The sequence below is a fragment of the Sporosarcina sp. SAFN-010 genome, assembly GCF_059415065.1.
The window spans coordinates 112217-138895 of record NZ_JBPFDS010000005.1 but is presented as its reverse complement, the minus strand read 5'-3'; the positions used below and the strand labels follow the sequence as shown (position 1 = coordinate 138895).

At 40.7% G+C, this 26679-nt stretch carries 33 protein-coding genes; 31 read left to right on the top strand and 2 right to left on the bottom strand.

Features of this window, described 5'->3' with window-relative positions; genetic code table 11:
• Positions 1-123 precede the first annotated feature (123 nt).
• The 10 genes from ACR65F_RS08140 to ACR65F_RS08095 all read left to right on the top strand — a co-directional run bounded on the left by ACR65F_RS08140 (position 124) and on the right by ACR65F_RS08095 (position 5487).
• Positions 124-849, top strand: a complete 726-nt coding sequence (locus tag ACR65F_RS08140; RefSeq protein ID WP_125102180.1) for a hypothetical protein — start codon at positions 124-126, stop codon at positions 847-849.
• Positions 846-1595: a hypothetical protein gene (locus tag ACR65F_RS08135; RefSeq protein WP_039043641.1), complete on the top strand. Its 750-nt coding sequence runs from the start codon at positions 846-848 to the stop codon at positions 1593-1595. The genes ACR65F_RS08140 and ACR65F_RS08135 overlap by 4 nt, the downstream gene beginning before the upstream one ends.
• A gap of 22 nt (positions 1596-1617) precedes the next feature.
• Positions 1618-2076: an aminoglycoside phosphotransferase/kinase family protein gene (locus ACR65F_RS08130; RefSeq protein ID WP_125102178.1), complete on the top strand. Its 459-nt coding sequence runs from the start codon at positions 1618-1620 to the stop codon at positions 2074-2076.
• A gap of 80 nt (positions 2077-2156) precedes the next feature.
• Complete coding sequence (locus ACR65F_RS08125) at positions 2157-2585, top strand: protein kinase family protein (protein WP_125102177.1); 429 nt, start codon at positions 2157-2159, stop codon at positions 2583-2585.
• On the top strand, positions 2585-2896 hold the full coding sequence (locus ACR65F_RS08120; protein WP_039043639.1) for a hypothetical protein: 312 nt from the start codon (positions 2585-2587) through the stop codon (positions 2894-2896). Before ACR65F_RS08125 ends, ACR65F_RS08120 begins: the two co-directional genes overlap by 1 nt.
• A 4-nt stretch (positions 2897-2900) precedes the next feature.
• On the top strand, positions 2901-3392 hold the full coding sequence (locus tag ACR65F_RS08115) for a hypothetical protein (RefSeq protein WP_125102176.1): 492 nt from the start codon (positions 2901-2903) through the stop codon (positions 3390-3392).
• Positions 3393-3515: 123 nt separating this feature from the next.
• A complete protein-coding gene (locus ACR65F_RS08110) occupies positions 3516-4001 on the top strand; it encodes a hypothetical protein (RefSeq protein WP_125102175.1) in 486 nt (161 codons plus the stop codon).
• Positions 4002-4302: 301 nt separating this feature from the next.
• Positions 4303-4653, top strand: coding sequence for a DoxX family protein (locus tag ACR65F_RS08105; RefSeq protein WP_039043635.1), 351 nt, complete (start codon positions 4303-4305; stop codon positions 4651-4653).
• Positions 4654-4787: 134 nt separating this feature from the next.
• The gene (locus ACR65F_RS08100) at positions 4788-5003 is read left to right on the top strand and encodes a helix-turn-helix transcriptional regulator (RefSeq protein ID WP_025783974.1); all 216 of its coding nucleotides are present in this window, start codon (positions 4788-4790) and stop codon (positions 5001-5003) included.
• Positions 4993-5487 (top strand): hypothetical protein, encoded by a 495-nt coding sequence (locus ACR65F_RS08095; protein WP_440503984.1) that lies wholly within the window; start codon positions 4993-4995, stop codon positions 5485-5487. Before ACR65F_RS08100 ends, ACR65F_RS08095 begins: the two co-directional genes overlap by 11 nt.
• 62 nt (positions 5488-5549) lie before the next feature.
• On the opposite strand, the gene ACR65F_RS08090 is transcribed toward ACR65F_RS08095, so the two are convergent.
• A complete protein-coding gene (locus tag ACR65F_RS08090) occupies positions 5550-6191 on the bottom strand; it encodes a metal-dependent hydrolase (protein WP_440503982.1) in 642 nt (213 codons plus the stop codon).
• Between the two features lie 283 nt (positions 6192-6474).
• Here ACR65F_RS08090 and ACR65F_RS08085 point away from each other — a divergent pair, with 283 nt between their 5' ends.
• The 8 genes from ACR65F_RS08085 (at position 6475) to ACR65F_RS08050 (ending at position 14461) form a co-directional block, all read left to right on the top strand.
• The gene (locus tag ACR65F_RS08085) at positions 6475-7668 is read left to right on the top strand and encodes an MFS transporter (protein ID WP_440503981.1); all 1194 of its coding nucleotides are present in this window, start codon (positions 6475-6477) and stop codon (positions 7666-7668) included.
• 207 nt (positions 7669-7875) lie between these two features.
• Positions 7876-9519 carry a glycerol-3-phosphate dehydrogenase/oxidase gene (locus ACR65F_RS08080; protein WP_440503980.1) on the top strand — a complete coding sequence of 548 codons (1644 nt, stop codon included), beginning with the start codon at positions 7876-7878 and terminating at the stop codon, positions 9517-9519.
• Positions 9520-9564: 45 nt separating this feature from the next.
• A complete protein-coding gene (locus tag ACR65F_RS08075) occupies positions 9565-10134 on the top strand; it encodes a glycerol-3-phosphate responsive antiterminator (RefSeq protein ID WP_440503979.1) in 570 nt (189 codons plus the stop codon).
• A 178-nt stretch (positions 10135-10312) separates the two neighbouring features.
• Positions 10313-11158 carry an MIP/aquaporin family protein gene (locus tag ACR65F_RS08070; protein WP_440503977.1) on the top strand — a complete coding sequence of 282 codons (846 nt, stop codon included), beginning with the start codon at positions 10313-10315 and terminating at the stop codon, positions 11156-11158.
• Between the two features lie 27 nt (positions 11159-11185).
• Positions 11186-12679, top strand: a complete 1494-nt coding sequence (gene glpK / locus ACR65F_RS08065) for a glycerol kinase GlpK (RefSeq protein WP_440503975.1) — start codon at positions 11186-11188, stop codon at positions 12677-12679.
• 229 nt (positions 12680-12908) lie between these two features.
• Positions 12909-13388 (top strand): DUF2975 domain-containing protein, encoded by a 480-nt coding sequence (locus ACR65F_RS08060; RefSeq protein ID WP_440503973.1) that lies wholly within the window; start codon positions 12909-12911, stop codon positions 13386-13388.
• Between the two features lie 10 nt (positions 13389-13398).
• The gene (locus ACR65F_RS08055; protein WP_039043626.1) at positions 13399-13623 is read left to right on the top strand and encodes a helix-turn-helix domain-containing protein; all 225 of its coding nucleotides are present in this window, start codon (positions 13399-13401) and stop codon (positions 13621-13623) included.
• The gene (locus ACR65F_RS08050; protein WP_440503972.1) at positions 13616-14461 is read left to right on the top strand and encodes a DUF817 domain-containing protein; all 846 of its coding nucleotides are present in this window, start codon (positions 13616-13618) and stop codon (positions 14459-14461) included. Before ACR65F_RS08055 ends, ACR65F_RS08050 begins: the two co-directional genes overlap by 8 nt.
• 42 nt (positions 14462-14503) lie before the next feature.
• On the opposite strand, the gene ACR65F_RS08045 is transcribed toward ACR65F_RS08050, so the two are convergent.
• Positions 14504-16018, bottom strand: coding sequence for an MDR family MFS transporter (locus tag ACR65F_RS08045; protein ID WP_039043625.1), 1515 nt, complete (start codon positions 16016-16018; stop codon positions 14504-14506).
• 209 nt (positions 16019-16227) lie between these two features.
• On the opposite strand from ACR65F_RS08045, the gene ACR65F_RS08040 reads away from it, so the two are divergent.
• The 13 genes from ACR65F_RS08040 to ACR65F_RS07980 all read left to right on the top strand — a co-directional run bounded on the left by ACR65F_RS08040 (position 16228) and on the right by ACR65F_RS07980 (position 26674).
• Positions 16228-17895, top strand: coding sequence for a ribonuclease J (locus ACR65F_RS08040; protein ID WP_440503970.1), 1668 nt, complete (start codon positions 16228-16230; stop codon positions 17893-17895).
• Between the two features lie 176 nt (positions 17896-18071).
• Positions 18072-19592 carry a DEAD/DEAH box helicase gene (locus ACR65F_RS08035; protein ID WP_125102162.1) on the top strand — a complete coding sequence of 507 codons (1521 nt, stop codon included), beginning with the start codon at positions 18072-18074 and terminating at the stop codon, positions 19590-19592.
• A gap of 25 nt (positions 19593-19617) precedes the next feature.
• Positions 19618-20412, top strand: coding sequence for a YqhG family protein (locus tag ACR65F_RS08030; RefSeq protein WP_440503968.1), 795 nt, complete (start codon positions 19618-19620; stop codon positions 20410-20412).
• A gap of 141 nt (positions 20413-20553) precedes the next feature.
• On the top strand, positions 20554-21294 hold the full coding sequence (locus ACR65F_RS08025; protein WP_125102160.1) for a class I SAM-dependent methyltransferase: 741 nt from the start codon (positions 20554-20556) through the stop codon (positions 21292-21294).
• Positions 21295-21430: 136 nt separating this feature from the next.
• Entirely contained in the window at positions 21431-22288 is an 858-nt protein-coding gene (locus ACR65F_RS08020; RefSeq protein WP_440503966.1) for a hypothetical protein, read from the top strand.
• Between the two features lie 344 nt (positions 22289-22632).
• Positions 22633-22809, top strand: coding sequence for a hypothetical protein (locus tag ACR65F_RS08015; RefSeq protein WP_185736917.1), 177 nt, complete (start codon positions 22633-22635; stop codon positions 22807-22809).
• A gap of 124 nt (positions 22810-22933) precedes the next feature.
• Positions 22934-23275, top strand: a complete 342-nt coding sequence (locus ACR65F_RS08010; RefSeq protein ID WP_440503964.1) for a hypothetical protein — start codon at positions 22934-22936, stop codon at positions 23273-23275.
• Positions 23276-23402: 127 nt separating this feature from the next.
• On the top strand, positions 23403-23615 hold the full coding sequence (locus ACR65F_RS08005) for a hypothetical protein (RefSeq protein ID WP_440503963.1): 213 nt from the start codon (positions 23403-23405) through the stop codon (positions 23613-23615).
• A 174-nt stretch (positions 23616-23789) separates the two neighbouring features.
• Positions 23790-24542, top strand: coding sequence for a hypothetical protein (locus ACR65F_RS08000; protein ID WP_440503962.1), 753 nt, complete (start codon positions 23790-23792; stop codon positions 24540-24542).
• 485 nt (positions 24543-25027) lie between these two features.
• On the top strand, positions 25028-25264 hold the full coding sequence (locus ACR65F_RS07995) for a DUF3977 family protein (RefSeq protein ID WP_125102157.1): 237 nt from the start codon (positions 25028-25030) through the stop codon (positions 25262-25264).
• 103 nt (positions 25265-25367) lie between these two features.
• On the top strand, positions 25368-25694 hold the full coding sequence (locus ACR65F_RS07990) for a hypothetical protein (protein WP_125102156.1): 327 nt from the start codon (positions 25368-25370) through the stop codon (positions 25692-25694).
• A 117-nt stretch (positions 25695-25811) separates the two neighbouring features.
• Positions 25812-26036 (top strand): DUF3953 domain-containing protein, encoded by a 225-nt coding sequence (locus ACR65F_RS07985; protein ID WP_440503960.1) that lies wholly within the window; start codon positions 25812-25814, stop codon positions 26034-26036.
• Between the two features lie 446 nt (positions 26037-26482).
• Positions 26483-26674, top strand: a complete 192-nt coding sequence (locus tag ACR65F_RS07980; protein ID WP_440503959.1) for a DUF6366 family protein — start codon at positions 26483-26485, stop codon at positions 26672-26674.
• The last annotated feature ends 5 nt before the right edge of the window (positions 26675-26679 follow it).

The following is a 26679-nucleotide window of genomic DNA, read 5'->3' as shown; positions in this document are numbered from 1 at the left end:
GCGTTTCTTCAATTACAAAAATTGCTCCCACATGATTTCCAAATAGTGTATGATAATCATGTGGGAATTAACTGAATTAAATTATATTTACGAGCATTAATGATTATACAATTTATAAGAGGAGTGAACGAGATAAACGAGTATGGTTCTTTTGATTTTTTATCTAACCTTTTAACCGTTTTAGCTTGGGGGGTGATTGCTTACCTCGCGTATAGAATGTATAGGAAGAATCCCGAACAACAGGTAGGATGGAAAGCTTTTCTGGTTTTATTAACCGGTATAACTTCATTTTCAATTACATGGATGATGGCTAGCACAGTCATTCGGATTGCTGTTTTGCCGCTAGGTGTATGGGTTTTATATTTCTTTCTCAAACGAAAAGAGGGGCGTTGGGAGCGGTATCGTAAATTCGCATGGTTAGGGTTTGGGGCAAATTATATTTTCTTACTCAGCGTACTAGTGGCAAGTTCGATTGGGCATTTTGTTTATCCGGCAGATCATGCGGAGACGTTTGTATCGGATGTGAAAGAAGCATCGATACTATCCGTTCATCCAAATGGAAGTGAGAAGGCCGCTCTCAATGTGAAGGTGTTGAATTCAGAACTTCAAAAGCTGAAGCAATCACAAGTTTACGATGGGACTTGGTATGAGTATACGTTTGTGCAAGAAAAAGCGAGATATGAGCGTTTTCCGTACTTGTTACTGGATGCGAAACCAAAATGGGGAAGTGGCGTACGTTCGACGATTTATGTAGAAAAGGACGGGAAAGGTTTGCTCATCCAAACTCCGTCTGAATCTCTGTATTTCCGTTCCACTCAATCATTTGTTGTGGGAGGTGACGAAAAATGAGCAGACATCACATAGCGTGGATATGGGTTTCTTTAGCGAGTGTCCTCCTTTTAGTCTTCATGTGGTGGAATTATTCTCCGCCTACCCAATTTCCGGATAAGCCCCAACTTCTACAGGAAATGAATGACTCGTTGAACGAATACGGGACTAGTGATCAAGTTGCTGAAATTCAAAAGGTGATCCAAGCAGATCGTCGCCACGTCGCAGTTCCTTATATTTCAGAAGAGGGTGATTATGGGATGAGCTTTTGGATTTGGGGCAAATGGAAATGGGAGTTAATCAGTTTAGAATCGAATGGGGAACCTAAGCTCTGGATGATTGACAGAAACGATCCTACTTCTTATTTTTTAACGTGGAACATCGCCCCTGAAATCGGTGCAGAGAAGTTGAATGCATATATCATCCGTCGAAGAGATTATGGAATGGCGGACGGGAAGAACTTTTATAGCCCTCGGGTTCAAATGTCTAAAGAAATCGAGGTAGCTGAAGAATCGTTCGGTGCAATACCGCTTCCTTCTACTTGGCAAGAAGTGTTGCAATCCACTATTCGCTTAGATGAGACAGAAACATTTTCTTGGTTCGATGGTTATTCGACAGCTGCTATGCAATTCGAATTCGGTTGGAATGCACTGGACGGCAGTGGAAAATCGGTCTCGCCAGAAGTGTTTTTCAAGAGTCCCCAATATTCATACGGCTCAAGTGACTTTCAATTCATGACGATGATTGACGAACGTGAATTGGAGTAGTGGGATAGGAACGGAGGGTGTTATGGATACTGAAAGAATTTCAGCGGTTTGCATAAACTTTAATATACAAGCAGAAGAGGTAGAAATTTTTCGTTCCAGTGAAAAAATATTAGCCGAAGTGAAATCAATTTCCACCTACGTGTTAAAAGGTGAACGTGTAGAGTCCTTTTATTGGGAGGCTTGCTGTCAATATGCGGAACGACTAGTTGAAAACGGTATGAATGTTGCAAGGTATGTTAAAACAAGTAGTGGTTCACATGTGTATGCAGAAGATGGACTCGTTTTCACTTTAGAAAAAGAATTACCAGGGTATGAACTAACCTACGTGACAGAGGAGTTGCTTTCTGAAATTGGTAGTTTGTTAGGTAAGCAACATCTCATTTCAGCTCAATTCAAGTCGCCCTTCACTACAGGGACTTCTTGGAGCATGTTCGGTGGCAATGACACTGAAACCTTGGGGATTATGATGAAAACGAATTAAGTTTCTTAGAGTTTAAGAATTATTATCAAATCCATCCCTTATATGCAACAATCCAAACTTTGTATATTGACTATCGGAAAGTGTTGCAGAGAGCTTGGGCGCAACTGCCTCAAGGTGCTATTCAAGGGGACTTTTGCTATTACAATATGGTACGTGAAGAGAGTGGAAAACTCGGCATTTACGATTTTAATCTAGCTGGAAACGAAGTGTATTTGAACGAAGCCATTGCAGTCGCTGTTTACCATGCATGGCATGCGCCTTATACCGGAGACCTGACTGAAGAAGAGCGATTTCAATTGTTTTTGGAATCGTATACTTTTGAACGCCCCTTTACAGAGAAGGAGCAGGTGCTTGTTCTGATTCTGAAATCAGTTATCAGGGCTTTTCGTTATGATCGGGTGGAAGCTGGGGGATCTTTAAGCGAAGAACAAAAGAGAAATGAGTTCGTTCAAGAAACGCTTGATATTTTGATGGAAGCAAAGAGTGAAAATGGATTGGAGGCAAGGTGATGGACAGACGAATTCGGAATGGCGCAATATATGGTCTAATTATTTCCTTATCCCTAGGACTTTTCTTGGCTAATTATAAACATCTTACTTTAGAAGATGGAGTAGAGATGAAAGAGTATTTGCCAGTTTATGAGTATGTGATTTCGGTATTACGCTATGGTGCGATGGGGACTTTGATTGGAATGTTCATTGGATGGAGAATGAGTAAAGCAAAGTATGAAGGACCTAAAACGTATTACGGGGAAGTGTTTCTCGGAGTGATTTTCCTTACATTAGGAATGACGGCGCTGTCTTATTTGTTGGGGGGATGAGAGCATGAGTAAAAAACTATGGATACCTTTATTGAGCGTATTCATCCTGATTGCGGGAATCTATACTTTTCTTAAGATGTATCCGCCATTAGAGACAGGAACAATCGCTTCAAACTTGGATCAGACATTGTATCTTGTGGGAGTCGGGAACCGTGGGCTGAGTACGATTCAACTTGTAAATGTAACTGTAAATGTGGAGGAAGCAGTACCAACTGAAACGAAAGTTCAAACGTGTGATGCAATATCAGGATTCACGCTTACTGACGATTATCGAACAGAAGAGCTAAATGGATGTGGAGTCCGTGATTTAAAAGGTGTTTCTATAAAAAAGGGAACATCTCCTACAAAAACGTATGCCAAACAGGACGAGGGGACAGTTACTAAACAGGATTTGATTTATGGTGTGACCGTGAAGAACGAGTTACCGATTCAAACCGTGAATATTGAGTACACATACTTTGGAATTCCGTTAAGGCTAGTTGTTGAGTTGGACTGATTGGTTGCTGGTGGGAAACCACGATGAATGTAATGATTGTCACCATATAAGAGGTGATTGGGGAGTAATCGTTTTACCTAGAATTACAAACAAAGGAGATTTTTAAAGAGGAGTGCTGGAGTGATGGAAGCAAGTCTGCAATCAATTATTGGAATGGACTTAAAAACGATTCTAGTTAATCAGCTTACAGCTTATCAACGAGGAGATGGGTGGGAATATCAATGCGCAGAACCCGTACTTTGTTTTCAATCCCCAATAGATTCCGGGAGGCCGTTATACTGGGTTCTGTCATGGACAGAAACGGAGGATGGCGATGATCAATTGCTGATTGACGAGACTCATGATGCTGATACACTTTCCCATTTCCAACGAGTTGAAAGATTTCGAGAGCCGTTAATTGTAAGTTCTTCGATTCAACTGGAAAATACACTTGTTCAACGAGTGCTTGTGTATGGTTACAAAGATGAAGAAAAAGAATTTTTAACCTCAATAGTGATTAAATTAGAAAACATATATGTGACGTTTACCAGTGGACCGGTCTTCACTGTTACCGTTACGAAAACGTTTCCGGAAAACATGGATAGGGAACTGTTTAGGGTAGGGGAATAAAAGTAGTAGGGGATTTGTTACAGTAATTGAATTGAATTTTGGTTAATCAGCATGCTACCGCTTTGATTGTGGGAGCTTTATGAGCGGGATTCAAGATTTGTGAGCACAAATCCAAGTTTATGAGCGGAATCCGTGGTTTATGAGCACAAACCCAAGTTTATGAGCGGAATTCGAGATTTATGAGCACAAATCCGAGTTTATGAGCGAAAACAGAGATTTATGAGCACAATCCAGTCCTGGGCCGTGCATATGGGAGAATCATTTAACAAACTCATTCGCCCCCAAGTTAGGAGTCTTTTCAATGAAGAAAATCGCATTATACGCTTTTTGTCTGTTCTTCGCCGCTGCGGGAGTTGGCCACTTCTTATTGGATTCATTTTTCATCATGGCCATGCCAGAATGGGTACCGTTCCGACCAGAGATTGTATACATTTCAGGTGTCATGGAAATCTTGCTAGCACTGGGATTATTCCTAAAGCAAACACGTGAACGAGCGGGCGTGTTAATCGCCATCTTTTTAGTGCTTGTGTTCCCGGTCAACATCTATATGGCGCTGAACCCTGAGAATTTCGATTTGTCTCCAGCGGCATTATGGATTCGTCTGCCGTTGCAAATTGTGCTCATTTGGTGGGTACTGAAGGTTCGAAAATAATTAGATAACATTTCACATGAAAACACTCAATTGCCCTGACAATTTGAGTGTTTTTGCATGTAATAGAAATAAGATGTTAAGAATACTATGCATTATGTTAAGAATAGTGTACATTAGAGTGAAGAGGTGTCGTGATGCTGAAAAATCGGTTAAAGGAGCTGCGAGCGCGTTACAGCTTCACGCAAATAGAATTGGCAAAGCAAGTCGGTGTCACAAGACAGACGATTGGGTTCATCGAAAAAGGTGAGTTTTCACCTTCTGTCACACTGTCATTGAAACTGGCAAAGGCGCTTGACTGTGATATCAATGAAATCTTTTGGTTGGAAGGGGAGGAAGAACATGAAGAATGATATGCGAATCACCTATCCACTTTGGCAAATGGCTGGGATTTTTATTATTATGGGATTTGTCTTACTAGTCGGCTATGCTGCTACAGTGAATACTTTTTCAGATGGCGGATTTGGATTTGAATTTAGCATTAGTGGGAATTCAGGCATCTTGCTGAATGTAATGATGGTGATAGTCTTCCTTTATTTGATCCTGTTTTTTTACAACATCAAGAAACACAATGAAAGAATGCCTAAACAAAAGATTTCAATGACAACCTATAAGCCACAAGAGTATTTAGAAGATGATGAGCTGTTTCAAGATGTAACCAAACAGGCGACCAAAAAAGTGTACACGTATTTTGCTTGGGAGTTACCTATAATGGCGGTTGTCTATTTAATGCTTCCGATTGGTAAGATGTGGATGACTGTAGGGGTTTTACTACTTGCAGCAGGTCAATACTGGATTTACTATCGAACAATTAAGAAGTTTATATCTTCAGTTTGACGAAAGTATAGATCAAAAAACGAGTATCCCGATTCACGGATACTCGTTTTTTTTATGACCAATTAAAACTCTTGCTTCCACAATGGTGCAAACCATTTCACACCTCTGCGATTCACAGGCAACACTTTCATGTCCGCCACTAAATGACTGATATAACCTGCCAATCCTGCTAAGACTAATCCATCAATTGGCCATTCCATATAGAGATACTTTAAAATGAACGCATAAAACACAACGCCGATAAGTGAATGCGTATAAGACCGATGTGGCAAAAATGAAGCAAAAATAATATAACTTCCTGCAAGTAAAATACCGATGGATTTATCCAATACAAATCCAAGCAACATGACTAGAACGCCTGTAATCGTCAGCATCCGTCTTTGGGTAATAACCCGTGAGACAATCAGGAGAACAAGGCCAATCCCTGCGTATATGTAAATTTCACGGCTCATTCCTTGAGTCATAACCTGATAAATGAGCATAAGTAAAATCCCGATACCGGCAACTTCCATGAGTACCTTACTCACTTTTTTCGACAATGTGATGCGATTGCTTGCAAGGCCATTAGTATCTAAATCTGGTGCAACGCCAGATACTCCGCCAATACCTGCGCAGATCGCGACGGTCATGAGGTCTGGTTGTGTGATGTACCCGGCGATTGCGCCAACGGCAATGCCAATTCCTAAATGTGAACTTCCTTTCATCTGAAACCCTCTTTAGCTGTTAGTTTTGAAAACGATTTGTTTCGATACAAACGATTGGAACGTACATTCTATAATCGCCGCTTTCCTAGTATAAACGAGAGAAGGGGAAAACGGGGAATACGTTAACTAAAAGTTTATATTCATTATTGGAGAGGTGCCTACGGGAGACGTATTACAAGCTCGTTTTCTCTAGTAAGCAAATTTTTTTATCATGCTGGTTTTTAAGGTCTATACTTAAAATAGTAAGAGCTTATAAGCATTTTAGGAGTTGAGGAGATAATAAATGGAGTATATCCAAAGAGGTTCTCGAGAGTATAAACATACGAATTGGGCTTTATTTGCAGCAGGGTTCATTACATTCGCGAACCTCTATATTACACAACCACTTCTGCCGGAATTCTCGAAGGAATTTAATATATCTCCAGCGTTTGCAAGTTTGTCATTATCCGTCACGACGTTTGCGTTGGCAATTAGTCTGGTGATAGTGAGTTCTTTATCGGAAGCGTGGGGAAGAAAACGGTTAATGACGATTTCAATTTTTGCGTCATCTATTTTAACGCTTGCCTTAGCGTTTTCCCCAACATTTGAAGTACTACTAGGACTGCGAATTGTTCAAGGGATTACTTTCGCGGGGCTACCTGCTATTGCGATGGCGTACTTAGGAGAAGAAATGCATCCGAAAGACCTTGGCGTCGCGATGGGACTCTATATTAGTGGGAACTCTGTTGGGGGCTTAGCGGGACGCGTCATGATGGGAACGTTGACAGACCTGTATAGCTGGCAAATTGGTATGATCGTCATCGGAGTGTTGAGTTTGATGATCAGTGCATACTTTGTTGTCGCATTGCCAAGTTCAAACCATTTCGTTGCACGTGAGCTTCAGCTTAAAAATCTTTGGAAATCATTAGTCTCTCATTTGAAGGATCCTGCCATGCTGAACTTGTATGGTATCGGATTCTTTCTTATGGCAAGTTTTGTCATGCTATACAATTACATTGGTTTTAAATTGCTAGCGCCACCTTATTCGTTAAGTACGACGATTGTCGGTTGGATTTTCATCGTCTATTTGGTCGGGACTGTTAGCTCGACGTGGTTTGGAAAGTTGGCAAATGAGTATGGCCGTAGAAATATCCTGTTTATCGGTACAGTCCTCATGTTGACTGGTGCACTCATTACACTGAATGTCAGTCTGATTTTAAAGATTGCAGGGATTGTAGTCTTTACATTTGGATTCATCGGCAGTCATTCGATTGCGAGCGGTTGGGTGAGCCATCGCGCGAAACATGACAAAGCCCAAGCTTCTTCTTTATATTTATTTTTCTATTATTTTGGTTCAAGCGTTGGCGGAACAGGAGGCGGTTTTTTCTGGTCACACTTCGGCTGGATTGGCGTTATCGGGCTTATCACATTCTTCCTACTGCTAGCCATCGTATTGATTCGACTGCTTAGTTTGAAGAGGAAAAATGCAACTGCCTAAGTCTGACAGACTCGCAATGTCACGGCTTGGGAATGTTCAAATTAGATGTTTTGTAATTTTTTTTGACTGTGGTATACTAGTCAACAAGTTAATATATCGGGTTTGAGCTACTGAGAGACCTCAAGAAATGATTGCAAACAATGCGATTATTTTCTTGGGGTCTCTTTTTTGTTTTTTGAACTCGTATACAAAGAGGAGACGAGACACATGACAACATTTTCTGCATTGAATCGAAACGAAGTATTCAGCCAGTTGAATAGAGAACACTTTGACGTAGTCGTGATCGGTGGGGGAATTACAGGAGCTGGAATTGCCTTAGATGCAGCAGCACGTGGTATGAAAACGGCGCTTGTTGAAATGCAAGACTTTGCATCTGGTACATCGAGCCGTTCTACAAAGTTAGTGCACGGAGGACTGCGATATTTGAAACAATTTGAAATCAAAGAAGTGGCGGAGCTTGGAAAAGAACGTGCTATCGTTTATGAGAATGGACCGCATGTGACAACCCCGGAATGGATGCTACTACCATTCCATAAAGGAGGAACGTTTGGACCGTATTCAACTGCCCTTGGACTGAAAGTGTATGACTTTTTAGCAGGAGTGAAGCGCTCTGAACGAAGAAAGATGTTGACTCTTGACCAGACGATCCAAAAAGCCCCGCTTATTAAGAGAGAGGGACTTCAAGGAAGTGGATATTACGTCGAGTACCGTACAGACGATGCACGCCTCACAATTGAAGTTGCAAAAGCGGCTGCTTCAAAAGGCGCGACGCTTGTTAACTATGCAAAAGCGGAATCGTTTCTATATGACGAATCCAACAAAATCGAAGGGGTGCAAGTTCGAGATATGCTGACGGGAGACGTAACAACCGTTCATGCATCGAAAGTGATCAACGCTGCAGGTCCATGGGTAGATGAAGTGAAAGCAATTGACGGGCATTCCAATGGAAAACAACTTATCCTTTCAAAAGGAATACACTTAGTGTTCGACCAAAGTGTATTTCCATTGCATCAAGCAATTTACTTTGACACACCCGATAAGCGCATGATTTTTGCGGTACCACGGGATGGGAAAGCATATGTCGGGACAACGGATACGTTTTTTGATGGGGATCCAAAAGAAATGCAAATTACTGAAGAAGATCGTACGTATATTTTAGATGCCATCCACTACATGTTCCCAGAAGTCTCAGTGTCCGAAAAAGATGTGGAATCGAGTTGGGCAGGCGTAAGACCGCTTATCCATGAAGATGGGAAAAATCCTTCTGAGATTTCGAGAAAAGATGAGATTTGGGAGTCGGAACGTGGGTTAATCACCATTGCGGGTGGGAAACTGACGGGCTATCGAAAAATGGCGGAGACTGTTGTGAACAAGATTGCACAGCTTCTTCAACAAGAAAAAGGATTGACGTTCAGACGATGCAGTACGAAAAAGATTCCAATCTCTGGCGGCGATTTTGGTGGGTCTGCGAATTATATGCGGTATATGGAGCAAGCAGTTAAGCGAGGACAGTTGCTAGGATTTACAGAAAGAGAAAGCAGACACTTAGCATCATTATATGGCACCAATGTCGATGAAGTCTTTACGATTCCATATGATGAAAACCAATCATTGCCACGGATTTTGTACGTGAAATTGCGCTATGCTATTGAAAAGGAAATGACCGTAAAACCGACAGACTTCTTCATTCGACGGACGGGTGATCTATTTTTCAATATGAAAAACGTTGTGGATGCAGAACAAGACGTTCTCGACGAGATGGCAAAAATCTTCAACTGGTCGGCTATGGAGCGGCAACGTTATGAAAAAGAATTGGAAGATGAGATGAGTAAAGCGACTTCAGTTGTCTGAATACGATAGTATGAACCTATACTGATAGACAGGAGTTATCAACAAATGCCTTTTCACAATCAAAAAATTTTACCGGCTGCACGCACTTTAAAGCAGTTTGAAAGGCTGTTGGACAGCCCATTCGAATATGTCGTGTTACTAGAAGTGCACATTAGCAATTTGAAAACCGTGAAACTGGAAGCAGATAAGAGAGGCAAGAAGTTAATCATCCATGCCGATCTTATCCAAGGACTGAAAACAGATAACTTTGCTGCAGACTTTTTGTGCAATGATATTAGGCCTGCAGGTATTATTTCCACTCGTTCCAATATCATTATGAAAGCGAAGGCAAAACATATCCTTGCGATACAACGTATGTTTTTACTCGATACGATTGCGTTGGAAAAAAGTTATTCTTTGATAGAACAAACCGCACCGGACTTCATAGAAATGTTGCCAGGTGTGATTCCTGAACTGATTGAAGAAGTTTACAAGCGCACGGGAATTCCGATAATTAACGGAGGGCTCATTCGTACGGAAAAGCATATTGAAGATGCGCTAGCTGCAGGGGCTGTTGCAGTCACCACCTCCGACCGTGAGTTATGGAAGTCATTTGAGAAAAAGAGAACTTTCTGAATCTAGTGTTTGACAGACCAATGAAACCGCTCTATAATTGTGGACAAGTTCATAAAACGTGGTTGAGTTGAGGAGTCCACAGTTAATTTCTTGCGTCCAGCAAGATTTTAATTGTGGACTTTTTTTTGTGCTTAACTCAATGATCCATGTCATTAAATATGAGTAGGGGGAGAATTGGATGACTCCATTTGCAGGAGAGTTAATCGGAACGATGATTTTGGTTTTGTTTGGTGGCGGTGTTGTCGGTGGTGTTGCGCTGAAGAAATCGAAAGCAGAAGGCTCGGGTTGGATTGTAGTCACAGTTGGTTGGGGACTAGCAGTTGCTCTTGGCGTCTATGCAGTTGGCCAAACTAGTGGTGCACACTTGAATCCGGCGGTGACGATTGGCTTTGCAGCAATCGGTGATTTCCCTTGGGCGGATGTGCCAACATATATACTTGCACAGATGATTGGGGCGATTCTTGGAGCTGTCCTCGTCTATTTTCAATACTTGCCGCATTGGAAAGAAACAGAAGATCCAGTCGCAAAACGGGATGTTTTTGCAACAACCCCAGCGATACGTCATCCACTTTCCAACTTGACAAGTGAAGTAATCGGTGCGTTCATTTTGTTACTCGGATTATTATCAATCGGTGCCAACGAATTCACAGAAGGACTCAATCCCCTCATTGTCGGTGCCTTGATCATCGCTATCGGGTTATCACTTGGAGGTACGACAGGGTATGCCATTAACCCCGCACGTGATCTCGGACCTCGGATTGCACACTTTTTCTTACCAATCCCTAAAAAAGGATCATCCGGCTGGCGTTATTCATGGATTCCAGTAGTTGGCCCGATTTTAGGAGGAACGATGGGCGCCCTATTTTATAAGCAATTTTTCATTGGAGAAAATAGTCTTGCATTCTGGATTGTAGGTGCAATTGTGCTAGCATTGTTGGTAGCCGCTCAATACTCAATTCGGAAAGAGATGAGTTCAGAGAGTGTCGAACCTACAACAAGTCATGCAAGGACTAACAAATTCTAAGGATTGAAAGTATAGGAGGAAGCGAGAATGACTGAAAAGTATATTATGGCGTTAGACCAAGGGACTACGAGTTCAAGAGCTATTTTATTTGATAAAAAGGGTAAGATTTTTCACTCTGCACAACAAGAATTCACACAGCATTTTCCTAAATCAGGTTGGGTTGAACACAACGCAGATGGAATTTGGAGCTCTATTCTATCCGTAATTGCTGGGGTTCTGTCCGAGAAGAATATTTCAGCAGAACAAATTGAAGGCATTGGTATAACGAACCAACGGGAAACAACAGTTGTATGGGATAAGAATACGGGCAATCCAATTTACAACGCAATCGTCTGGCAATCACGCCAAACGGCAGCAATATGTGAAGAACTGAAAGAAAGCGGTTACAACGAACTATTCAGAGAAAAGACCGGATTGCTCATTGATGCCTATTTCTCTGGGACTAAAGTGAAATGGATTTTAGACAATGTAGAGGGAGCTCGGGAGAAAGCCGAAAATGGGGACCTGTTATTCGGAACAATTGATACGTGGATTGTTTGGAAACTGTCTGGAGGAACGACGCACGTAACGGATTATTCGAATGCATCCAGAACGTTAATGTACAATATTCACGAATTGAAATGGGATGAAGAGCTTTTAGAAATTCTAGGTGTTCCGGCTTCAATGCTGCCTGATGTCCGCCCATCATCAGAAATCTATACGCATGCAGATCCCGAACAATTTTTCGGGCATGCAGTCCCTATTGCGGGAATCGCAGGAGATCAGCAGGCGGCTTTGTTCGGACAAGCGTGCTTTGAAACTGGAATGGTAAAAAACACATATGGTACCGGCTGCTTCATGTTGATGAATACAGGAGACAAAGCGGTGAAATCAGATCATGGACTGTTAACGACAATTGCTTGGGGCATTGATGGAAAAGTTCAATATGCCTTAGAAGGAAGTATTTTCGTTGCAGGTTCTGCCATCCAATGGCTGCGTGATGGACTACGCATGTTCCGCCACTCTTCAGACAGTGAACAGTACGCTTCGAGGGTAGAATCGGCAGACGGTGTATATGTTGTACCTGCTTTTGTCGGTCTTGGAACTCCATATTGGGATAGCGATGTGCGCGGTGCTGTATTTGGTTTAACACGCGGCACGACAAAAGAGCATTTCGTTCGTGCAACATTAGAGTCACTTGCATACCAAACCAAGGACGTCTTGGATGTCATGGAAATTGATTCAGGGATTTCATTGAAAACGTTGCGAGTAGATGGCGGAGCAGTCGAGAATAATCTCCTTATGCAGTTCCAGTCAGATCTATTGAATGTACCAGTTGAGCGTCCTTCCATTAACGAAACAACAGCGCTTGGAGCTGCGTATTTAGCAGGACTTGCGGTCGGTTTCTGGAAAGATTGTTCTGAAATCGCTGCTCATTGGTCACTAGATCGGCCTTTCGAACCGACCATGGAGCAAGAAGAACGAGATCAGCTGTATAGCGGATGGCAAAAAGCTGTTAAAGCGGCAACCGTGTTTAAATAAGTAGAGAAAACAGTCGGAGAATCTTCCGGCTGTTTTTTTGTTAACTTGTCTATGAAACAAAACGTACATAATAAAATGGCCACTCTTCTATTTCAAGAATTGAGGAGCTTTTTTCACTCATCATCGTCTAAATGGGTAATAGTATATTAATAATCAGTAATAATTTATTGATAATCGATAAATTAGATGGTAATATTATTTCTATACTACACAAAATGAGGTGTATTTGATGAAACGAGAAACGTTATTTTTAAAGGTTACACTTGTGATTATGGCATTACCTATTCTTGCTCTCTGTATCTTTGTAGTACCACAGATTGCAGAATTCTTTGCAGAACTTGCTCCAAAATGGTCGTTCTTGCAGTATCCTTTTTTAGTGGGTCTGTATGCAGGGGCACTCATTTACTTTGTGGCCCTTTATCAGACGATGAAACTTTTAACTTACATTGACAGGAACACAGCATTTTCGGAGGCTTCGGTCAGCGTGTTGAAAAAAATTAAACTGTGCGCGGTCTCGATAGGAACGATCTACGTGTTATTCATGCCGCTGCTTTTCATGATGGGAGATGCAGATGATGCGCCAGGAATCATCGTAATTGGCTTGGGAATTATTTTTGGCTGCGTTGTCATCGCTGTTTTTGCGGCAGTCCTGCAGAAATTGTTACAGAACGCAATCGACATAAAATCTGAAAATGACTTGACGGTCTGAGGTGAATGCTATGTCAATTATTATTAATATCGATGTCATGCTCGCAAAAAGGAAGATGAGTGTTACAGAGTTGTCCGAGAAAGTGGGCATCACAATGGCGAATCTGTCCATTTTAAAAAATGGTAAGGCAAAAGCGGTTCGGTTTTCAACGTTAGAAGGGATTTGTAAGGCGCTGGATTGTCAGCCAGGCGACATTCTAGAATATCAAGGTGATCAGGGGCGGCAAGATGGCTAGGGGATGGGAAGAGGTCACGTCTCCTGATGCGAGTTATTTAGGTCGGCTAAAAAGATACCTGACGCAACTGATTTACTTTGGGAGGGAGCAAGCATTGTCTTGCGTCTTTCCCGTTGTCATTTTTGGTTCATTGGCATTGACACAAGTCATCCCTCTTCCATTACTACCTAGGTATGATTGGTTGCTCCTCATTTTCTTACTCATGCAATGGTGGATGGTTCACTCTGGACTTGAAACGAAGGATGAACTCAAAGTGATTACATTGTTTCACCTTATTGGACTTGCGTTGGAGATTTTTAAAGTGAATATGGGGTCCTGGTCTTATCCTGAAGAAGGGTATATGAAAATTCTCGGAGTCCCTCTTTATAGTGGATTTATGTATGCCAGTGTTGCGAGTTATTTGTGCCAGGCGTGGAGACGGCTGGATGTTCAGCTAGTAAAGTGGCCACCGTTCCTATTGGTAGTTCCTCTTGCAGCTACAATTTACTTAAATTTCTTTGTACACCATTTCTGGATCGACATTCGTTGGTGGCTATCTGGACTAGTACTAGTTGTATTTTGGCGTTCGTGGGTGACCTATGAAGTGAATGGAAGCCGATATCGAATGCCGATTGTACTCTCCTTTACACTCATTGGATTTTTCATATGGGTTGCAGAGAATATTGCTACTTTTTTTGGTGCTTGGCAATACCCAAATCAGACGGATGCATGGAGTCTGGTTCATCTAGGAAAAGTGAGTTCTTGGTTACTGCTCGTGATTGTTAGTTTTCTAATTGTCGCAACGCTGAAACAAGTAAAACGAAAACTTCCAGTTTCAAAGAATGAGGAGACTCATTGAAAAGAGGCATCGACGTTAACCTTGTCGATGCCTCTTTACTACTTATTTTTCTGATTCCTTTTTAGGGATTAAACGCTCAGGTCCCATATAGAACACGGCGATGATCGAAATGGCCACAGGAATGAGCGCCCATAAAAATGTCGTCGAGATCGAAGCGGACATGGCGTTTGTAATCACCTCTAGAATATTAGGTGGAATCGTTTTGCGTGTTTCAGGTAGGAAGACGTTTTGGATATTTCCAATCGATTCGATGCCACCTGCATTGTTACCCGGCATTTTTTCAAAACCTGAAGTGAGTCCACTTGCTAACAGCTTCGTTTGAATTGCACCGAAAATCGTAATTCCGAGTGCCAGTCCGAACGAACGGAAAAATGAGTTTGTTGAGTTGGCAGAACCGCGATATTTGAAATCCATTTTGTGAACTGAAGCCGCTGGCAGCAAAGAAAAGGAAAAACCTACACCGAATCCGACAAAGATCATGTAAATAGACAACATTGTACGTGACGTATCTGGAGTGATTGTGCTCATCAGGATCATTCCGATTGAATAGGCAATGACTGAAATGACCATGATTCTACGATAAGATGTCTTCGTTTGAAGAATTCCACCAAGTGCACTCCCTACAACAGTACCAATCAGCATGGGCATTAATACAATTCCTGCGTTTGTTGCAGACCCTCCATATACCGCTTGGACGAAAATAGGGATGAAGATTGTCAAACAAATGAATGTAGCACCATAAAGAAAGGCAAGCACTTGAGAAGAGGCAAACAGACGGTTTTTAAACATCCAGAACGAAATGATTGGCTCTTTTGCTCGAGTCTCCGCCCAGATGAACACAATGAAAAAGATCGCAAAAATGCTGAACAGTGCGATGCTTTGCCAAGAAGACCAAGCAAATTCTTTACCACCGAATTCAAGTCCGAACATGAGACTGACCACCGCAGTGACAAGTGAAATTGCTCCGAGCCAATCGATTGTCTGTTTGACCGGTTTAGTAGTTTCTTTATAAAAACGGGCGATGAGTAATAAGGACACTAACCCAATTGGGATATTGACATAGAATACCCAATGCCAACTAATGGATTCCGTGATCCAAGCACCAAGTAACGGTCCGATGACGCTGGATGCGCCGAAAACAGCACCTAAGAGACCTGTCATTTTTCCGCGTTTTTCAGGTGGGAACACATCAAACACAATTGTGAATGCGATCGGTAAAAGCGCACCACCACCGATTCCTTGAATTGCACGAAAGACTGCTAACTGTGGAACGGATTGTGCCACGCCACAAAGAGCAGATCCAACCATGAATACGATAATACCAAATATGAAAAAACGTTTCCTTCCAAACATATCTGAGAGCTTACCGAAAATCGGCATCCCCGCAAGAACAGCAACTGCATATGCTGACGTGATCCATACATAACTGTCGACGCCGCCCAAATCTCCTAAAATCGAACCTAATGCTGTAGCGACAATCGTATTATCCATCGCCGACATTAAAATACCAAGAAGGATTCCAGCGAGTACAAGCCGCAACGTACTTTTATCTTCCATAACTAAACCTCCTACATTTCATGCATCCGCAAGCATTTCGCTTATGAACTTTCCTATAGTACCACTGTTCTTAATTCTTGGCATCTGGGATGTTGTGGAACAGAGTTTTGTATTTTTGAGCTCCAGAATAGCTGCATATAAGAATTCATAAATTTGGACATACAAGCGCATACTAGCCATATTCAATTGGTATAGGGAGCGGATCGAAGATGACTACATTTGAAAAGGGATTATCTATCTTTGCTTTAGGTGGAATCAATGAAATCGGGAAAAACATGTATGTTGTGCAATATGAAGATGATATCTTCGTCATTGATTGTGGATCAAAATTTCCTGACGAGAGTTTACTTGGTATTGATTTGATCATCCAAGATATTTCTTACTTAAAGGATAACAAAGACAATGTTAGAGCATTAATTATTACCCATGGTCATGAAGATCATATTGGAGGAATTCCTTACTTCTTGAAACAGATGAATCTTCCTGTGTATGCAACTGATCTGACGCTAGGACTGATAGAAATCAAATTGAAAGAACATGGGCTGCTACGATCTACGGAAATGCATCTGATTGACGATACTTCCGATTTGTCGTTTGGCAGTGTGAACATTACGTTTTTCAGAACAAATCATAGTATTCCTGATTGTGTAGGTGTGGTATTCAATACACCAGTAGGGGTTGTCGTCCATACAGGTGACTTTAAATTTGACCTAACTCCAGTGAATAACGAGCCACCCGACATCCATAAGATGGCGAGAATCGGGGACAAGGGTGTATTAGTGTTGCTTTCAGAGAGTACGAATGCAGAGCGTCCTGGTTTTAATCCTTCTGAAATGGCGGTCGGATCCCATATTGAAGAAGCTTTTCGAAATGCACATAGAAAAGTCATCATCTCGACATTTGCATCGAATGTCCACCGTGTTCAGCAAGTGATCGATGCAGCGCAGAAAACGAATCGTAAGTTAGTGTTATTAGGAAGGAGTATGTTGAATGTCGTGAAAGTTGCTTCGGAGCTTCGCCATCTAACGATCCCTGTAGGCATGATTATCGAGCCTTATGAAATCAAGAAAATGGACCCTCAACATGTTGCTGTTCTTTGTACGGGGAGCCAAGGGGAACCGCTCGCTGCGTTATCCCGTTTAGCCAGTTCGAACTCAAGGCATACAGAAGTGCTTCCTGAAGACACGGTCATCTTAGCATCGTCTCCAATTCCAGGTAACGAAAAGAATGTTTCACGGATCATTGATCAGTTATTCCTTTTGAAAGCTAACGTGATCTATGGTTCTGAAGAAGGGATGCATGTATCCGGGCATGCTCGTCAGGAAGAACTGAAGCTCATGCTGACACTCATGAAACCTAAATACTTCATCCCCATCCATGGCGAGTACAGAATGCTTCACAAACACAGACAATTGGCTGAATCGGTGGGGGTGGAACGAGAAAACATCTTCATTGTCAACAATGGAGATGTAGTGGATTTTGACGGTCAAACCGCACGTCAAACACGTAAAGTCCGAGCTGGTAGGGTCTTTGTCGATGGTTTAGGAGTTGGGGATGTAGGAAATATCGTGCTACGCGATCGAAGACTACTTTCAGAAGAAGGTATGCTCGTGATTCTGATTACTGTAAGTAAAGAGACGGGCAGGCTCCTAACTGAACCCGATACAATTTCGAGAGGTTTTGTTTACAAACCAGATGCACAAGAATTGATAGAAGAAGTGAATGAATCGGTCAAAACGACAGTTGACAGATTCAAGACAATCAATGGCAGCGATGGGGCCGTTATGAGACAACAAATCAAGAAATCTGTAGAAACGCTACTGTTTGAAAGAACGAAAAGAAGACCGATGATCCTGGTATTTGTGATTGAAATCTAGAATAGACGATTAAATATCGTATTAAGAAACACCTATTAAGAATATAAAGTGAGGAGTCAGATGAGGAATCGTCAGGCTCTTCTTTTTTATACTAGGATAGACAACTGCTCTATACATAAAAATACTATTCTTTGGGCATGCTAATTTAAAAGAAATTATTGAATGAGGGGATACGTATGCGAATTGAGCGGTCAACAGAATGGAAAGATGGATTTACAGAACGTCTCGAGAATCGCAAAGAATGGGATAATTGGACGCTCTATCAAATGTGTTATGACATGGAAAGAGCGAAAGTGATTCCAGAATTTCACGGTCTCCAATCGCCAAAACATTTACCGAATCTCACGCCGTATGCACACCAATTGGAGGCTGCAGAGACAGTTATTGAGCGGATGAATGGGAAAGCCATTTTAGCGGATGAAGTGGGACTTGGAAAAACGATTGAAGCAGGGCTCGTTTTAAAAGAATACCTCATACGTGGTCTCGTGAAAAAAGCTCTTATACTAGCACCGGCATCTTTAACAAATCAATGGATTGCCGAGTTGAATCAGAAGTTCCATATTCCTGCGATTGCTTACAATAAAAAATACAATCTAGATCACTGCCCAATTGTTGTGACGAGTATCGACATGGCGAAGCGGAGTCCCCATAAAGAGATGATTTATCAACAAGAGTACGATTTGGTTATTATCGACGAAGCCCACAAACTCAAGAATCCTAAAACAAAAAACTATGAGTTCGTTCAACAATTGAAGAAAAAGTTTTGCTTATTGCTAACGGCAACCCCGATTCAGAATGATGTGTTCGAACTGTTTAACTTGATCTCTCTGCTGAAGCCCGGCCATTTAGGAAACTTAGAAACTTTCCAAAGTGTGTTTTCTGCGAGTAAGCATCATGTAGAAGAAGATGAATTTTTGAAGGAATTGATCCAACAAGTAATGGTACGGAACATTAGACACGAGACAGGGATTGAATGGACGAATCGTCTTGTACAAATTATGCCGCTAGACTTTACGGAACAAGAACGAGTTATCTATTCGATGATTTCGAAGTTACCAGTTTCAGATTCGTTTACGTTGCTCACCCTTCAGCGGGAAATGTGCAGTAGTCAGCTGGCTGCGGTGTTGACATTAGAGAAATTACATCAAACAACGGTCCAACCAGAAGTTCGATTCCAGATAGAAGAGATATTGTTGAAGCTGACGGAACTAGACATCCATTCTAAGGCGAAAAAAGCTTTGGAGCTCATTCAAAAAGCTGATGATAAAGTCATCATTTTCACAGAATATCGTGCAACACAAGCCTATTTACAAGCGGTTTTGCATGCGAAAGGTATTACAAGTGTCCTGTTTAATGGGAAGTTCAGTAAAAACAAACGAGAGTGGATGAAACAGTTATTCCAAAACAATGCACAAGTGCTGATCGCAACCGAATCGGGAAGTGAAGGGATTAACCTACAGTTTTGTCATCATGTTATTAACTATGACTTACCATGGAATCCTATGAAGCTGGAGCAGCGGATTGGCCGTGTTCACAGACTTGGACAAACAGAGGATGTACACATTTATAACTTAGCAATCCAACAGTCAGTAGAAGACAAAATGGTGGAATTGCTGGAACGGAAGATTGGTGTGTTTGAAAAAGTTGTCGGGGAATTGGATCATATCTTAACAGATGGCAAGAGGTCTATCTCTTGAGTAGTTTTGTGAATGGAGGTTATCTATGCGCCAGCAAGAAATTCATCAGTACATCCAGCGGTTTTTCCATGAAAACAAATGTAGGGTACTTGACGAAAGCTATGATCATATGACGGTTCAGTTAACGATCGACATGGATAAACGCATTATGAATCGCCCGTATTACTGGAGTTATGTTGAAAGTGGAGGTGTAGAACCGAATCCGGCTAAGCTTACATTGATCACAAATCCGAGTCAGTTCTCAGCCTCGTTGGCAGGAGAGCGAATCCACTTTGGCTCACCAAGACTTCATCAGCTGTTTCAAGTGACGAAAGAACAAGGAGCCTTTGTTCAAATGTATGAGAAACCTGGTCAAAATCAGGCGACCCAGGTCACGCTAACGCCATGGCTCGGAGTGAATTATAAAATCACGTATTCCAGTGACCGGACTAAAGAAATGCTCTATTCGTTAGGGATGAATTTAATGAATGGTGCAGTCATTGATGGGTTTCAAGAGTCTGTCCGCAAACTAGATTTAGCGCCATCGGTATCCGCGAATACGTACTATTTACCTTATAATATACCGCCAATGCGCGCCTTAAATCGCCTTGAAGAGGTAATGGAAAACGTTGTGAATCAGGATGATCATACTTGGGTGGATGAAGCGAAGCAACGCCAAGTCAGAGATTTACGAGTACTGGATTACTTTTACACGGGAGTAGAGGATGTGCCTGAAAGTTATGCAATGGAGAAAAAAGCGATTGAGGAACAGTATGAAACAACTATCCGAGTTGAAATTATTAATGGCGGATTGTTTTATTTGAAGACGCCGTTAGTATGATTTCTATGGACATCAGAACGATATAGAATTTAATCAGAAAATACTGTATAATCATCCTTAACTAGTAAAAGGAGGGTTGACCATGACACTATTGTACTTGAATTCTTCTCTGTAAACGAAAAAAATACAGGAGGAATCTAAATGACACAATCATGGGTTGAACCCTTTTATCGAAAGCAATTTGAGTGGATGAATCAGGAATTGGATATGGAAGATGCTATTAACGAATTAGCGCAGGAAGTGAAAGAGCAAGTTGGGAAGCCATTTAGCGAGATGCTCGATATTGGTGCGGGTAGAGGAGATATGGCAAAAGCTTTGGCAGAACAAGGAATAGAGATGACAACCCTTGAGCTTGTCCCAAAGCTTGTGGAATTTGCAAAAGAGCGCTCCAATGGACGGGTGACAAGTCATTGCGGAGATTTCTATACGTTTGAACTGCCTGAAGTTTTTGACGTTGTGAGCTACTTTGACGGTTTTGGAATTGGTTCAGACGAGGACCAGCTTCGACTCTTGAATCGGATTCGAAAGTGGATGAAGGAGGACGGCTGTGGTTTGATCGACATCTATCAGCCAAGGTACTGGCAGCAGGTGGATGGTAGGGAGATGACGGTGGACGCAGCACGTCGTGTTTATCATTATGATGAAGAAGCACATCGCATGGTCGACAGTTGGTGGCATACCGATCATCCCGAGGAAAAAGTAACGCAGTCCCTACGCTGTTATTCTCTAGAGGAAATTAGTGAACTGTGTGAACAGGCCAGTTTGAGAATCGTCGGCATTTTTCCGGGCGGGGCGATGGATTTTGAAGAATGGCGGTATCATGATCGGGTGCCGTTACATGAGTGTTTGTCGTATCGGGTGAAGGTGAAAAAAATAGTATAATCGGATGTCAAAAGGGTGCCGTGAAGGCACTCTTTTTTGTTGGATGAAAAACTGATACCCAGGAGGAATTTGAAACTTTCGAAAGAGATAATCCGTAAGAGAAGTATGAAACGTAAGAAAAGGGGTGAGGACGCTGTTGAAAAAAGGGATAGGGATTTTGCTCATAGCTTCCGGAATAATATTTGGAATTACCTGTACAGGACTCCTATTCACGGATGGGGTTTTCTACTTATTCCTGTTCATCTTGCTCGCGTTTCCACTTTTCATGGTTGGGCAATGGCTTCGAATCGGTCATTCCTTAACTAAACAGATTTTGGTGAAATTCACTGCGATTTTTGTGCAAGTCGCATTTTTGATACCTTCGATTTTCCTAGTGTTGAATAACTACTCCAAGCTGAAAAACGAAACCTTTGCACGTGAAGGATTTCTCTGGTTTCAACCAACTTCTTCTTCCGCTATCGGTTTAATCGGAACTCTTTTACTAATTGTATTGGTTCTTTCGATTATGCCTAAAATCCTGTTTGGTTGGACCCACGGAGGAAAACCGTTGACGGGATTCATCCTAAGCCTGTTTGTCCTCACTGTTACATTTCTGTTTATCACTTGGAATGATTATCAGGCGATCCATGAGGAAGAGGGAATTGTTGTGTCCACGTGGTGGGGGAAGCAACAGACCGTAGATTGGGCATCGGTGGATAGCGTGGAGATTACTCCATATGTTCTGAAAAGAGTCGCTAACAAATATTCAAAGGAACCGATATTTGCTTGGAGGTTTGAATTTAAGCAATCGAATGGAGATCAGGTTTCTTTTAAACGAACAGATCTTTCAACCTATAATTTAGAACAGTCTCAGAGAGTGAAGGAGCAAATTCAAAAAGAAAATATCCCATTGTCAATTGGACAGATGGATGAGGCAACGACGAAGTGGTATGAGCTGGAATTGGAATTGGAGAATTTAAACCCAGAGCATTTTAATGAGTTTTTTAAGAACTAATTGTCTTGTCGCGGCTATGAAAGAGAGTTTGTGGACTCAAAATAAATAGTGATCAATTCGAATAAGGTTAGATGATTTATAAATGGTTTGATGCGATTTAATTAATATGTAGAACTCAAGAGTTACAAAGTTCAGCAATCTGGCCACTATCTAGCATACAAGTTGTTGCTTTGCGCTCCAGACGGAACGCTTTCCGAGGGGCGTGGCTTGAGCCTCCTCGGTCGCAAAAAACGCTCCCTGCGGGGTCTCAAGGCGCACGCTGATCCCTTCGGAGTCGTCCGTCTTCCGCTCCAAGCAACGGAGTGTAGTTATTATAAAGCATGCATACAAGAGGGGGAGAGGTAATGAAAAAGTTATTTAGAGCTACCCAAGTTCTCTTAGTACTATTGTTTATCGCGATTATTATGGTTAGTTCTTATTCCACAACGGCGGTGAACATATTAGGAATTATCGGCATAGTAGTTTCTTTGGTGTATATATTTTTTTATAGAAGAATTAAAAGACATTACGCTCAAGATTAATTCCTTAATTGGGGGCAATTCATGAAGAAGAAATTTGCCTTCTTTGAGCATTAGACTATTTTATACCAGAAGAAAATTCTCATAAAAGTAACTGGTGTAAACTCAAAGTGGAGAGGGTGAATTAATGCTAGATGAAATAATTGGTTATGTAGTAGTTGTATTTTTAATTACAGGCTTCACTTATGGTTTTGTTAGACAAATTCAACATACTTTGACTATCCGAAAAGCTAATAAAACAGCGGGATCAAATTACAGAAGGACGTTAATCGGCAATTATATAACGTGTTTGTCATTTGGGGGGGTTCTAATTTCTTATATGTTAAACGTTTTAGTTGCGATGCGTATTATCCAGTCAAATATACTAACAAGTAATAACACTGGTTTTAGTTGCTTTGTATTCTTAGCGGTTCTTTTATTCGCTAAATTCGGAGCTATTCCTAAAAGTCGTAAGCAAATGACTTTTTAAATCAATAACAGGTTGTTTTATATGTTGTATTCCTTTTTGCTATATTCGGTGGAGAAATCTAGGGAAGTAAAAAGAAGCAATATCACAATCGGGCCATTTTGTTTGAGAAATGTCTTTAGGATTGGAGTTGGTTGCTTTAGAAAATGAACAATCCTCAAAATTAGATAAATGGAGAGGGCAATACGGAGCTTTAGTTATTGCGTTCACTTGTTTAATTGTTTTAATCACTGGCTGGGGTAATAACTGGATTCTTACAGGTGTTTTAGGATTGGGTGTTTTAGTCTGTGGAACAATTGGTTTCTTTGATTTAAGGCGGGGAATTTATAATGAAAATAAATGATTCTGTCTTTTTCATTTCTGCTAACGGGGCGTTTCATTCATAAGGGCTGTGCCATAATAGGGCCAAATTGTTTAACAATGCTTGGGAAGATAATTAAATGTTTCTGTTAAAGTGAATGAAAATTGTTGAGAAAAACACTTGTGTTTCTAAAACGATAGGGGGGAATTAAAACAGATGAAGAAATGGATAATCATTTTATTAGCCATAATTGCTGTGGGTGTATACCTTACTTGGCCAAAAGAAAGTTTAGAAAAACCTATTATTATGTCCACTCAATTTAACGAAGTAACTAAAACATTAGCAGTTTCTTATATAGTAGATCACGATGATGATACATATCTAATGGAAATTGCACATGACACAATAGGTTTCTATCCACCACGTACGGATGGCAATTGGGACGGAAAGACTAATTCTACACAAGTATTAGCAGCACAAAATGGCTATGAGCTGCGAGAAGATATAGTTGAATTAACAGATGATCAACTTGTTTATTTTCTTTCCCAAGAGGGACGTACATTATCTATTCAAATTTCATTTGAAGACTATCCTCCGATTGAAACAATACTCGTTCTCATCCTAGACGACGAGACTCCTGTTGTCACTAAGGATGAGGAAACACTCCGCTATACGTATACATCACCGAAAGATGTAACGATTAATTTAATTGGTCATTATGATAGTGTAGCAACGATTTCCTTCAAGCAAGATGGTGATGAAGTGGTTTTCCCCCTTACACTTGCCCAAGGTGATACAGTTGACATTTTTATACATGAACCATACAAACTTAGCTCAAAAAATAGTCTGTTACTTGAAATTACGACGATAGAGAATCAATCATTTTGGAAGAATATCTTAATGACTGAACCCATTCCAGAAGGATACTTAAAGCAAATTGTTAAGGAAACGAATGCCCAGAATGAATGAAGACGGCAGATGTAATTTTCTAATGTTCTCTTCTAACAGCGGCGTTCACCCAATAACATAAAGCGGCTTTATATCCTTTTTATTGGTGAGCAATCATATGTACTTAGACTCCAGAAACGGGGACTATTCCTTTATAAGCGATTTCGTCTATATCGCAATCGGAAAGGAGCAGAGGAAATGGATTTGTGGGTTATGATTAAAGAGCGTTCTGCTTTCTTATCATTTTTTCTTATTCTAATTTTACTGAGTGTTTTCCTGCTGATAGCTACTTGGAAAAATCGTACTAACATACCTAAAAGTTTAACCGTAATTATAATTTTAATTTCTACAATTTTTATCGTTGCATCTTTGATTTCAATGATATTTATAATCTCATTTGGCTATAACTCATGAATTGACATTGTTAAGCAAATAGATGCATTTAATGAATAGGGGCGGGGCTACATTCGTGCCATTTTGAAGAGAAGATGAAGAGAGTTGATTCTTTGAAGTTTGTTGAATTCGGGATAGGTAATACGTGGTTGGTTAGGACTGAAACAGAGTTAGCAGATGGAACAGAATATGAGGAAAAAGGAATAGTTGGACCAATAAAATATCATTCCCTCTACTTGAGGATCTGGATCGGTAAAACGGTTTTGATTATAGACTCAAGAGAGGGATTTAAATGGAGTAAAAAAACACGAAAAGCGATTAAATTAATTTTAGGTTTAGCTGGTACTTAAATTACAAATCAAGCAATCGGGGGCAATAATGTAATAATAGCTAAGCTTAATACATTGAAAAATGTCGAAATATTTATTTTTTATATTAAGGGGGATTTGATTAATGCTGATAATGTTTATAGGGGTGTTGTTGGTTCCGTTTTTCATATTTACGTTGGCTACGAATTTTAAATTTTTTAAAGGTGAGGGTTCTAAGAGTGACTTAGCACAAAATATAGTAGCTAAATCTTCTAAAATCGCACTTCCAATTTTTCCGGTTGGTTGGGTGATACTTGAGCTTTATCATCGCATCATTGCAAATATATCTTATGAGTCATATAGAGATAGTATGGTGGTATTAATGCTGCTTTTATTTACTGTGTACGGGTTTGCAATTCGGTTTTATAAAAAGAAATATGAATTTGAAAGCCAAGGATTACTCAAAGAATAGTATTCCATAAATGGGGGCACTTTTGGAATATGAGCTGCGTCTAAACGAGCCATATAATAAAAAAAGTTTAATCATATGGCTAAACAAGAACTTTTTTAGGGATTTGGAGGAAGTAAAATGCTGAAAGTATTAGGAGTTGTCTTATCAGTTATTGTTATTACATTAGCTGGTTATGGCCTAATAATTAAAAACTTTGAGTTTATGTCCTATATGTTTTTCTTCTTAGGAGTTTTTATATTGAGTATAGGGGTTAGGGAACTAAAAGCAAAACGATCAACAAATGCAATCGTTTCTATCATTGGGTCGGCTTTTATATTATTTGTCTCCATCTACACTTTTTAAATGTAACTGACTGTTATGGTTGATTAGGAGGGGAAGCCTTTAGTAGATGCAGGGTATTTAAAATCTGAATCAAATTTAGGAATCGGGGGCAATAATTGCATACGTGTCACCCTTCAATCGAGCTAAATTCTTTAACAAGGATTAGCAATCATTTGAATTATTGGCTAAGTTAAGGGTAAGAAAGTAATGAAAGATGGATTTCCTCCAGTAACTATAAAGGTAGAAAATCGATTGTCCTGTTATGAAGCGCTCGACAAAGCACATACAACAGAAAATTATAGTGACTTTATAGCGCTAGGAGAACATGAAGTAGAAGACTCTCTTGACTTATATCTTAGTACAATCAGTTAAAAAGCATCTCTATGAGGTGCTTTTTTTGCAAGCAATAGTTGTGCCTCGATCGGGCCAATTTGAAGCACCTTAAAGAAAATTTAAGGAGTGATGAAATGAGTAGAGATAACGAAACTCCTGAAGAAAGACGTGAAAGATTAAGGCAGAAGGAATTAAAGCATCCAGCTAGCAGTGTTCACGGGAGCGTACTTTCTGATTTAGTAGGTGGCTTAGGTTGGAAAGGCACTGGACTGATGATTCTTTTATTAATAATTGGCTTTATAATATATGCCATGTTCTTTCGTTGATCGGG

Excerpts from the sequence above, each read along its gene's own strand:
- ACR65F_RS08135 (WP_039043641.1), top strand. The coding sequence starts at position 846 with ATGAGCAGACATCACATAGCGTGGATATGGGTTTCTTTAGCGAGTGTC.
- ACR65F_RS08130 (WP_125102178.1), top strand. The coding sequence starts at position 1,618 with ATGGATACTGAAAGAATTTCAGCGGTTTGCATAAACTTTAATATACAA.
- ACR65F_RS08120 (WP_039043639.1), top strand. The coding sequence starts at position 2,585 with ATGGACAGACGAATTCGGAATGGCGCAATATATGGTCTAATTATTTCC.
- ACR65F_RS08115 (WP_125102176.1), top strand. The coding sequence starts at position 2,901 with ATGAGTAAAAAACTATGGATACCTTTATTGAGCGTATTCATCCTGATT.
- ACR65F_RS08110 (WP_125102175.1), top strand. The coding sequence starts at position 3,516 with ATGGAAGCAAGTCTGCAATCAATTATTGGAATGGACTTAAAAACGATT.
- ACR65F_RS08105 (WP_039043635.1), top strand. The coding sequence starts at position 4,303 with ATGAAGAAAATCGCATTATACGCTTTTTGTCTGTTCTTCGCCGCTGCG.
- ACR65F_RS08100 (WP_025783974.1), top strand. The coding sequence starts at position 4,788 with ATGCTGAAAAATCGGTTAAAGGAGCTGCGAGCGCGTTACAGCTTCACG.
- ACR65F_RS08095 (WP_440503984.1), top strand. The coding sequence starts at position 4,993 with ATGAAGAATGATATGCGAATCACCTATCCACTTTGGCAAATGGCTGGG.
- ACR65F_RS08090 (WP_440503982.1), bottom strand. The coding sequence starts at position 6,191 with ATGAAAGGAAGTTCACATTTAGGAATTGGCATTGCCGTTGGCGCAATC.
- ACR65F_RS08085 (WP_440503981.1), top strand. The coding sequence starts at position 6,475 with ATGGAGTATATCCAAAGAGGTTCTCGAGAGTATAAACATACGAATTGG.
- ACR65F_RS08080 (WP_440503980.1), top strand. The coding sequence starts at position 7,876 with ATGACAACATTTTCTGCATTGAATCGAAACGAAGTATTCAGCCAGTTG.
- ACR65F_RS08075 (WP_440503979.1), top strand. The coding sequence starts at position 9,565 with ATGCCTTTTCACAATCAAAAAATTTTACCGGCTGCACGCACTTTAAAG.
- ACR65F_RS08070 (WP_440503977.1), top strand. The coding sequence starts at position 10,313 with ATGACTCCATTTGCAGGAGAGTTAATCGGAACGATGATTTTGGTTTTG.
- glpK (WP_440503975.1), top strand. The coding sequence starts at position 11,186 with ATGACTGAAAAGTATATTATGGCGTTAGACCAAGGGACTACGAGTTCA.
- ACR65F_RS08060 (WP_440503973.1), top strand. The coding sequence starts at position 12,909 with ATGAAACGAGAAACGTTATTTTTAAAGGTTACACTTGTGATTATGGCA.
- ACR65F_RS08055 (WP_039043626.1), top strand. The coding sequence starts at position 13,399 with ATGTCAATTATTATTAATATCGATGTCATGCTCGCAAAAAGGAAGATG.
- ACR65F_RS08050 (WP_440503972.1), top strand. The coding sequence starts at position 13,616 with ATGGCTAGGGGATGGGAAGAGGTCACGTCTCCTGATGCGAGTTATTTA.
- ACR65F_RS08045 (WP_039043625.1), bottom strand. The coding sequence starts at position 16,018 with ATGGAAGATAAAAGTACGTTGCGGCTTGTACTCGCTGGAATCCTTCTT.
- ACR65F_RS08040 (WP_440503970.1), top strand. The coding sequence starts at position 16,228 with ATGACTACATTTGAAAAGGGATTATCTATCTTTGCTTTAGGTGGAATC.
- ACR65F_RS08035 (WP_125102162.1), top strand. The coding sequence starts at position 18,072 with ATGCGAATTGAGCGGTCAACAGAATGGAAAGATGGATTTACAGAACGT.
- ACR65F_RS08030 (WP_440503968.1), top strand. The coding sequence starts at position 19,618 with ATGCGCCAGCAAGAAATTCATCAGTACATCCAGCGGTTTTTCCATGAA.
- ACR65F_RS08025 (WP_125102160.1), top strand. The coding sequence starts at position 20,554 with ATGACACAATCATGGGTTGAACCCTTTTATCGAAAGCAATTTGAGTGG.
- ACR65F_RS08015 (WP_185736917.1), top strand. The coding sequence starts at position 22,633 with ATGAAAAAGTTATTTAGAGCTACCCAAGTTCTCTTAGTACTATTGTTT.
- ACR65F_RS08010 (WP_440503964.1), top strand. The coding sequence starts at position 22,934 with ATGCTAGATGAAATAATTGGTTATGTAGTAGTTGTATTTTTAATTACA.
- ACR65F_RS08000 (WP_440503962.1), top strand. The coding sequence starts at position 23,790 with ATGAAGAAATGGATAATCATTTTATTAGCCATAATTGCTGTGGGTGTA.
- ACR65F_RS07990 (WP_125102156.1), top strand. The coding sequence starts at position 25,368 with ATGCTGATAATGTTTATAGGGGTGTTGTTGGTTCCGTTTTTCATATTT.
- ACR65F_RS07985 (WP_440503960.1), top strand. The coding sequence starts at position 25,812 with ATGCTGAAAGTATTAGGAGTTGTCTTATCAGTTATTGTTATTACATTA.
- ACR65F_RS07980 (WP_440503959.1), top strand. The coding sequence starts at position 26,483 with ATGAGTAGAGATAACGAAACTCCTGAAGAAAGACGTGAAAGATTAAGG.